This is a genomic window from Bradyrhizobium yuanmingense (assembly GCF_900094575.1).
In the GTDB taxonomy this organism is placed as follows: Bacteria; Pseudomonadota; Alphaproteobacteria; order Rhizobiales; family Xanthobacteraceae; genus Bradyrhizobium; species Bradyrhizobium yuanmingense.
Genome location: NZ_FMAE01000058.1, coordinates 1 through 6538, shown reverse-complemented (window position 1 = coordinate 6538; position 6538 = coordinate 1). Strand labels below are relative to the sequence as shown.

Annotated in this window: 1 protein-coding gene, 7 pseudogenes and 1 riboswitch; of the genes and pseudogenes, 2 read left to right on the top strand and 6 right to left on the bottom strand. The window is 61.9% G+C overall.

Translation table 11 applies throughout. From position 1 onward, the window contains the following. The 4 genes and pseudogenes from GA0061099_RS42935 to GA0061099_RS38350 form a co-directional block, all read right to left on the bottom strand. Positions 1–608, bottom strand: a pseudogene (locus GA0061099_RS42935) (ribonucleoside-diphosphate reductase subunit alpha); the annotation flags it as partial. Positions 609–705: 97 nt separating this feature from the next. Further along, positions 706–1512, bottom strand: a pseudogene (locus GA0061099_RS42930) (ribonucleotide reductase N-terminal alpha domain-containing protein); the annotation flags it as partial. A 305-nt stretch (positions 1513–1817) separates the two neighbouring features. Continuing rightward, a riboswitch (cobalamin riboswitch) is annotated at positions 1818–1966 on the bottom strand. Between the two features lie 124 nt (positions 1967–2090). After that, positions 2091–2423: pseudogene (locus GA0061099_RS41940) on the bottom strand (transposase); the annotation flags it as partial. 256 nt (positions 2424–2679) lie between these two features. Next, positions 2680–3030 carry a GNAT family N-acetyltransferase gene (locus tag GA0061099_RS38350; protein WP_225115007.1) on the bottom strand — a complete coding sequence of 117 codons (351 nt, stop codon included), beginning with the start codon at positions 3028–3030 and terminating at the stop codon, positions 2680–2682. Positions 3031–3259: 229 nt separating this feature from the next. Here GA0061099_RS38350 and GA0061099_RS38345 point away from each other — a divergent pair. Next, positions 3260–3779: pseudogene (locus GA0061099_RS38345) on the top strand (transposase); the annotation flags it as partial. A 13-nt stretch (positions 3780–3792) separates the two neighbouring features. On the opposite strand, the pseudogene tnpC reads toward GA0061099_RS38345, so the two are convergent. Beyond that, positions 3793–5097 (bottom strand): annotated as a pseudogene (gene tnpC, locus GA0061099_RS38340) (IS66 family transposase); the annotation flags it as partial. A gap of 358 nt (positions 5098–5455) precedes the next feature. After that, positions 5456–5653, bottom strand: a pseudogene (locus GA0061099_RS38335) (transposase); the annotation flags it as partial. Positions 5654–5705: 52 nt separating this feature from the next. Here GA0061099_RS38335 and GA0061099_RS39630 point away from each other — a divergent pair. Next, a pseudogene (locus GA0061099_RS39630) lies at positions 5706–6426 on the top strand (transposase); the annotation flags it as partial. Positions 6427–6538 lie beyond the last annotated feature (112 nt).

The following is a 6538-nucleotide window of genomic DNA, read 5'->3' as shown; positions in this document are numbered from 1 at the left end:
AACGCGGCGCGGTCGGCGGCAAGCTCGACGATCCAGCGCTGGTCGATCTCGAAGGCGGTGCGAAAGATCGCTTTCTCGTGCTCCGACAGGACGTCGAGATGGGCGACCGACCCCTCGTGCGCGATGATCGACTGCCAGGTCGCCGAGGTGTCGGCGCCTTTCGCGGCCAGCACCTTGGCGAGGTGCGGATTGCGCACCGAGATGGCGCCGGATAGCGTCTTGTGGATGTAGATGTTGGCCGGAATCGGCTCGGTGCAGGCGCTGGTGCCGCCGCAGATGATGCTGATCGAGGCGGTCGGCGCGATCGCGATCTTGTGGCTGAAGCGCGCCATCACGCCGCGTTCCAGGGCATCCGGGCACGGGCCACGCTCGCGAGCGAGCGCCACGGATGCCGCATCGGCATCGCGACGAAGTTTTCGGAAGATGTTCAGATTGAATGACTTGGCCAAGGCACCCTCCATTGGAATGCCCTTGGCCTGGAGAAACGAGTGGAAGCCCATGACGCCGAGGCCAACGGAGCGCTCGCGCAGGGCGGCGTAGCGGGCACGCTTCATTCCGTCCGGCGCCACCGTGATGAAGTGGGTGAGCACGTTGTCTAGGAAGCGCATGACGTCCTCGATGAAGCCGGCGCTCCTTATTCCACTGGTCCCAGGTCTCGAGGTTGAGCGACGACAGGCAGCACACCGCTGTGCGCTCCTCGCCGCGATGATCGATGCCGGTCGGCAGGGTAATTTCGCTGCACAGGTTGGAGGTCGAGACCTTGAGGCCGAGCTCGCGCTGGTGCTTGGGGAGCGCGCGGTTCACGGTGTCGATGAACAAGAGATAAGGCTCGCCGGTTTGCAGCCGGTTCTCAAGGATGCGTTGCCACAGCTGGCGGGCATCGATCTCGCGGACAACCTCGTTAGTGTTCGGGCTGCGCAGAGCGACTGCGGTGCCGGCACCCACGGCACGCATGAACTCGTCGGTGACGTTGATGCCGTGATGCAGGTTGAGGCTCTTGCGGTTGAAGTCGCCAGACGCCTTGCGGATCTCGAGGAACTCCTCGATCTCGGGATGGTGGATATCGAGATAGACCGCCGCCGAGCCGCGCCGCAACGAGCCCTGGCTGATCGCCAGGGTGAGGCCGTCCATGACGTGGATGAACGGGATGATGCCTGAGGTGGCGCCGCCCTTCACCTTCTCGCCGATCGAGCGAACATTGCCCCAGTAGGTGCCGATGCCGCCGCCGTTGGAAGCAAGCCAGACGTTCTCGTTCCAGGTGCCGACGATGCCTTCGAGCGAGTCCGACACCGAGTTGAGGAAGCAGGAGATCGGCAGGCCGCGCGTGGTCCCGCCGTTGGAGAGCACCGGTGTGGCCGGCATGAACCACAGCCGAGACATCGCATCATATAGACGTTGGGCATGCGCAACATCGTCCGCGAAGGCGCAAGACACTCGGGCGAACATGTCCTGGATGCCTTCGCCGGGAAGCAGATAACGGTCGGTCAGCGTCAACTTACCGAACGACGTCACCAGGTCGTCCCGCGACCAATCGAGGGTGATGTCAGACGGCGTGGGCGATGGCGCCAGGGGCTTCGGCAGGGGAGCCGGCGATGCTGGGGGCCGCACAAGACACGGCTCAGGCTTGGTAGGCTTTGCCTGCGCCCGGGGTTGCCGCACACTCGGCAGCTCAATGAGATGACCATACTGATCGAAGTTGTAAGACGGCGACACCGGCACCCCCGCGATATTTGGGGCCGGGACCGTGCGGACGATTTGCGAGGAGACCGGGCAAATGTCCCCTGCAGCAAGCGATCCACCGGGGCACCCGGCCCGAGGACATGTGTTCTGTCGCGGCAGATCTCCTGGCTAGCGGGTCGCTGCGGCTGTGGCGCTATCGCAATGGCCGCTGCCGACGCATTGGGTTCCCTTCTAGCTTCCATTCTACAATATATGGGTATAGAATACCGTGACGGCACCACATATATGCGCAGCTACGGGACTCGTCAAGGCGGAACCGTAAAGTTAACGAGTTGGTGCAGCCCCGAGGTCGAGGTTCGAAATTCGCCGAGCGCCTGTCCTGAAGGGCCTCACTCAAAAAGCATAGCGTCTCAAGGACTGGCCAATCGGCGAGTGAGGAGCCTGAGATGGCCGACGAGCAGCCAAGCGAGCTCGGCGGGGGCGGAACCTTCGAAGTCTTTGCAGAGGCGCGGACATCTGCCGAGCCGTGCAAAGGTGCGCTCGACGGCCCTGCGCCTGGGCGGGAGTGGAAGCCTTGGACGCGGGGCGGTCGCTCGACGATCTCGATCGTCCACGGCCCCCAGTGGGAGAGTGCTTGACGAGCTGTTTGCCGCGATAGATCCGATCGGCAAAGATGTGCTCAAGCCGCGGTCTCGCAAATTCTGCAACAGGGGAGCAGCACCATGGACATCCTGAATGTTGGCATCGATCGGTTCGCGGTCCGCGAATTGAGTTGGGCCGGATCGGGTTTCGGTTGCCATACGCGTCTCGCCATTCATCGCTTTCTGTGGCCCTTAGATCAAAATTGTCTGGAGCGCGACCGCAATCGATGCAGCCGCCCGTGGCAATGTCCCACGCTTAGTGGATTTGACCCCTTCGCAGGCCGGGCGAGCCGCCGCACGTGCTCAGTTGTCTGGCCTCGAACATAAGCCGTCCTCAACCGAACGCGGTCATGTCAGGTTATTGCCAATCAATCCTAACGGGATGAGGCGGAGCTATGCTTGAATCTGGGTGACGGAGCCGATAAGGCGGCGTGGCTTTGCTGTGTCGGAATGAAGCCGTTCGCAACATTGGCGTGAGCGGCGGCGAGGAACCGTGTTGTATCTCACCAACGACCTTGAAGCCGTGACGTTGGTAAAAGGGAATGTTTTCAGGGTTCGAGCTTTCGAGGTTGGCAGCAATGCCGTCCTCATCGCATCGTTGAAGGGCGTATTTCGTCAGCAACGTACCAAGCCCTTTTCCGACCCAGTTCGGACCGACGGGAATGAGTGGCAGATACCAATGTGGCTCGTGGGGATGATGTTCGGCCATTCTCCGCCGCAAGTGTGCCATATCCTCCGTGATCTCCGGGCGCAGGGATAGACCATGATTGCATCCAACGCCTCCTCATCTTGCTGCCCGTTGGGATGCAGCCACAGGGCCGCGCCACGAATCTCTCCCGCGACGTAAGCTGTGCCATAGAGCCTGACCAAAAAAGAAAGTTGAGTGATTTAGTTCGTTGTGATTCCTTCGTGTTTGCGAAGACCCGAGGGAGAACAACATGTGTTGGACTGAAATCACCCGCGCACAATATCGGCGCGATGGACTTGGTTATGCAAGCGACATGACGGACGCGGAATGGGAATTGATCGAGCCGTTGATGCCAGTCCCCGCAAGATCAGTCTGCGCGTGATCATGAATGCGATTCTCTACATTGGAGCCAGCGGCTACCAATGGCGAGCGCTGCCGAAGGATTTCCCGCCGTGCTCGACTGTTCAGTACCATTTTTATAAGTGGCGCGGTTCTGGCTTGTGGGGCGCGATCAATGACACTCTGGTCCGGCGCATGCGCGAACGGCAAGGACGCAAACCCACTCCAACGGCCGGAGTTATCGACAGTCAAAGCGTGAAGACCACGGAAAGTGGAGGCCCAAGCGGATTTGCAGTCCCGCTGTTGCGGATCATTGGTCGCCTGTTCCCAACCTGCGTCACATCTTCGCCGATCGTGTCTATCGTGGTCCAAAGTTGCTCGATGCCATTGCTGATCTGGGCCAATGGACGATTGAAATCGTCACCCTTTCCGTAAGCGTCGTTCTCAGGCCACGGCTTGGAGGGCTTGAGCGCGGTAGGCGCAGGGCAGTAGCTGGTCGATCTCGCGGTTGGGATGCCCGTTGACGATCCTGGTCAGGACGTCGGTGAGATACGCGAGCGGATCGTGGTCGTTGAGCTTGCAAGTCTCGACCAGGGACGCGACGACAGCCCAGTGTTCGGCACCGCCGTCGGATCCGGCAAACAGCGCGTTCTTGCGACTGAGCTTGATGCTACGGATTGATCGTTCGACGGTGTTGTTGTCGAGTTCGATGCGGCCGTCATCGATGAAGCGCGTCAGTCCTTGCCAGCGCGAGAGGGCGTAGCGGATGGCCTCGGCGAGCTTGATCTTCTGGCTGATGAGAGCCAGCTTAGCGCGCAGCCATACCTCGAAGGCATCGGCCAGTGGTCGGCTCTTCTGCTGCCGCACGAGGCGACGTTCCTCCGCGCTGCGACCGCGGATCTCCTTCTCGATCGCATAGAATGCTGCAATGTGCTTCAGCGCCTCGCTTGCGATCGGCGCGGGGCCGGCTCTCGCGAGTTCGTAGAAGTTGCGCCGCATGTGCACCCAGCAGAAGGCGAGCTCGACCTCGCCACGTTCGGCAAGCTTTGGGTAGGCGTTGTAGCCATCGACCTGCACGACGCCCTTGAAGCCGGCAACATGGCTGAACAGCCGCTCGGCCTTGCGGTCGGGTGCATAGACATAGGCGATGCCGGGCGGATCGGGGCCGCGCCAGGGCCTGTCGTCGGCGGCATGGGCCCAGAGCTGGCCGGTCTTGGTGCGCCCTCGACCGGGATCGAGCACCGGCACCGTCGTCTCGTCGGCGAGCGGCTTGGACCTCGCGCGAAGCACCGTGAGAAGGCGCTCATGCAGCGGGCGCAGATGGAAGGCGGCATGCCCCACCCAGTCCGCCAGTGTCGATCGATCGAGAGCGATGCCCTGTCGGGCATAGATCTGGGCCTGCCGGTAGAGCGGCAGATGATCGGCATATTTGGACACCAGAACCTGGGCGACGGTTGCCTCCGTCGGCGGTCCGCCCTCGATCAGCCGGGCCGGAGCCTCGGCCTGCAGGACGCCATCCTCGCAAGCGCGACTGGCGTATTTGGGACGCCGGGTGACGACAACGCGGAACTGGGCCGGCACCATGTCCAGCCGCTCGCTCCTGTCCTCGCCGATCTGGTGCAGGTCGCCCCTGCAGCACGGACAGGTCTTGTCGTTGATGTCGACGACGACCTCGATCCGCGGCAGATGCGCCGCTAGCGCTCCGCGATTGTTGCGGCGCTTGCGTGCGCGCTCCGCCCGGCCTTCCGGAGCTGGTCGGGCCTCTCATGTTCCGATGATTGCCTTCCATGCGTGATGCGGCCATCGACCCCGACGGAGCGGCATCGTCTCGCATAACGACGATGCTCATGCTGCCTTCGTGACTAGGGAACACAGGTCTCCGCGCACATCCACCTTTCGAGGCTCATTCCCGCACCCCGCATGGCTCCTGTCTACACTTCGAACCCCGCGTTGCCGCGACGCCCGCAAGACTCGGTCCCGGCTTGCCTGCTTCGGCTTTGGCCGGATGGGACTTGCACCCACAAGCAATCATCAGCTTGGCATGACGTACTCCCCTGGCGTGGTGTAGCTGAGGGCGTGTGGTCACCACGTTCGGCGGCATCGGCCACTCGTCGAGGAAGGTGGCGAGCTTCGGCAGCTTGGGGCGGAGCTGGTCGGCGACGCGCCGCCACTGCGCCCGCGCCGCCTCGGCATCGTCCTGGGCGCAGGCAGTGGCGATGAACGTGGAGGCGACGCGTCGTCCGCTCTTGCCGGCATGCGCCAGCGCGTTGCGTATGAAGTGCACGCGGGGTCGTCGGAAAGCTGCAATTGGCTGATTCCGTTTTCGTCGGCGATTCGCGATCGGCGGAGCAAACGAGATGCTGGGGCGCAAGGAGCGGGATCGGTTGGAGCTCTTCATCACTGGCTCGCTCAAACAGCTCGTCCCAGATGAGCACGTGCTGCCGCGGGTCGATCGTGTGCTCGACCTATCTTGGCTAAGAAAGAGGTCTCCGTCTGCTATTGCGCGAACGAAGGTCGGCCAGGCATGGATCCGGAAGGCGCGGTACGCCTGATGCTGGCGGGTCTGCTCACCGGCATGTACACGATCGCAGGCTGATGCGGGAGGCTTAGGTCAACATCGCGATTCGCTGGTTTGCTGGTTATGGCCTGCACGAGTAGCTACCGCACCATTCCAGCCTGACGCGCATCCGCCAGCGCTGGGAATAAGAGCGATTCCGTAGGATCTTTAAACGGACTGTCGAGGCCTGTCTGAAGGCCAAGATCGCAAAGCCGAAGTGGTTCATATCGATGCGTCGCTGATCCGCGCCAACGTGAGTTGGGACAGCCTCACCGAGCAGGCATGTGGTGGATGTGCTGAGTGAGAATCAAAGCGAAGATGAAAGCGAGGCTGAGAGGAAGGGCCGGCAAAGCGGCAAAAGAAGATCTGCACCACCGATCTGGATGCGACAATGGGCCACCAATGCCCGAAACCGGCGGCTGGAGTCCGCTTACAAGCAGCACGCTGCCGTCGATAACAAGGTCGGCGTTATTCTGGACGTCGCAGTCACGACTGGACAAACGAACGAAGGGGAGACCTTGCCGGGCTTAATCCAGTTTGAAGTTCGTTCTGGCTCACAACAAGGACCAGAGCATGAAGCGCAGCCGCTTTTCGGAAGAGCAGATCATCGGGATTTTGAAGGAGCATGAGGCC

What these genes read in the sequence shown, in the direction of transcription:
- GA0061099_RS38350 (WP_225115007.1), bottom strand. Translation starts at nt 3,030, where the DNA reads ATGGCCGAACATCATCCCCACGAGCCACATTGGTATCTGCCACTCATT.